Below are 1,675 nucleotides of genomic sequence, written 5' to 3'. Positions count from 1 at the left end.
GCTGTGGATGGGTCTGGGCATAGGCCAGCGCCAGCGTGCTGCCCCAGGAACCGCCGAACACCTGCCAGCGCTCTATGCCCAGCAGTTCGCGCAGGCGTTCGATATCGGCCACCAGGTCCCAGGTGGTGTTGGCGTCCAGATTGGCGTGCGGCAGCGAGCGACCACAGCCACGCTGGTCGAACAGCACGATACGGTATTTCTCCGGATTGAACAGGCGCCGGTGCGAGGGACCACAGCCCCCACCGGGGCCACCGTGCAGGAACACCACCGGCTTGCCATTCGGATTGCCGCAGACTTCCCAGTAGACCTGGTGACCATCACCCACGTCCAGCAAGCCATGGTCGTAGGGTTCGATGGGAGGATAGAGGCTGCGCAAGGGAGCGTTGCTGGTGGAGCTCATCGGGAATCCTTGAAAGTGAAGATAAACGAAAACCAAAAACCAAGCGAAAAACGAAGTATAGGACTGGAAGCAAGATCCTTCACTCGACCACCAGTTCCGGGTTGTTCTTGACCTCGTTGAGCACGAAGAAGGAGCGCAATTGCCGCACCCCCGGCAAGCGCAGCAGGGTATTGGCGTGCAAACGGTTGAAGGCTTGCAGATCCTTCACCCGCAGCTTGATCCAGTAATCGAACTCGCCGGCCAGCAGCAGACATTCCTGGACGGCAGCGATCTCGCGCACGGCCTTTTCGAATTCGGCAAAGCTCTCCGGGGTGGAGCGGTCCAGCACCACGCCCACCGTCACCAGCACCGGCAGGCCCAGTTTCTCGGGGTCGAGGATGGCGCGCACTTCCTTCACATAGCCTTCGTCCATCAGGCGTTTGGTGTGATTCCAGCAGGCGGTGGCGCTCATGCCCAGCTTCTTGGCCAGCTCGGCATTGCCGATGCGGCCATCCTTCTGCAGCGCCTTGAGGATGCGCTTGTCCATGCGGTCTAGCGACATGATGAATATTTCTCCTAGTATGGTTTTATCGCAATTTTCTTTGCATGAAATAATTTACATCGATTTTTCATCACGAATAATGCCACAAATTCGGAAGCACCATTTTAATCGGCAGGCGTAAAGTTGATCCCGGCGATTCGATATGAATCGAACCAGATTCGGACCACTTTCGACCATCCACCTGAACCGGAGCACTCCACCATGCTGGCACTCGACAAACTCTTCCCCCGTAAGACGCTGGGCTTCTTCCCTTCCCCCATCCACAAGCTGGAACGCCTTTCCGCCATGCTGGGCGTGGAAGTGTGGGCCAAGCGCGATGACGTCTCCTCGGGCCTGGCCTTCGGCGGCAACAAGATCCGCAAGCTCGAATGGCTGGTGGCCGATGCACTGGCCAAGGGCTGCGACACCCTGGTCTCGATCGGCAACATCCAATCCAACCACACCCGCCAGGTCTGCGCGGCCGCAGCCGCCGTGGGCATGAAGTCCTATACCGTGCAGGAAACCTGGCTGGAATGGGATGACCCGGTCTACGACAAGGTCGGCAACATCCTGCTGACCCGCATCATGGGCGGCAATCCCATCATGGGCGGCTATGGCTACTCCACCACCGAGAAAGACACCTGGGCCCGTGCCCTGGAAGAAGTGCGCGCCAAGGGTGGCAAGCCCTATGCGATTCCGGCCGGCGCGTCGGATCACCCGCTGGGCGGCCTGGGCTATGCCAACTTGCCGATGAA

Annotated in this window: 3 protein-coding genes; 1 reads left to right on the top strand and 2 read right to left on the bottom strand. The window is 59.5% G+C overall.

The genetic code is table 11. The annotated features are described in order from the left end of the window. On the bottom strand, positions 1-400 hold a 400-nt coding region (locus I5W_RS00265; RefSeq protein ID WP_044527749.1), incomplete at its 3' end, for an alpha/beta fold hydrolase. Positions 401-479: 79 nt separating this feature from the next. Next, on the bottom strand, positions 480-941 hold the full coding sequence (locus tag I5W_RS00260) for an Lrp/AsnC family transcriptional regulator (protein ID WP_017454720.1): 462 nt from the start codon (positions 939-941) through the stop codon (positions 480-482). A gap of 201 nt (positions 942-1,142) precedes the next feature. Here I5W_RS00260 and I5W_RS00255 point away from each other — a divergent pair. Next, positions 1,143-1,675 (top strand): pyridoxal-phosphate dependent enzyme (locus I5W_RS00255; RefSeq protein WP_044527748.1); only part of this gene is annotated, 533 nt, incomplete at its 3' end.

It is taken from the genome of Herbaspirillum sp. B65 (assembly GCF_000333555.1).
Lineage (GTDB): Bacteria > Pseudomonadota > Gammaproteobacteria > Burkholderiales > Burkholderiaceae_D > Herbaspirillum > Herbaspirillum rubrisubalbicans.
Note: the sequence above shows the minus strand (reverse complement) of the source record. Positions and strands in the feature narration are given on the sequence as shown.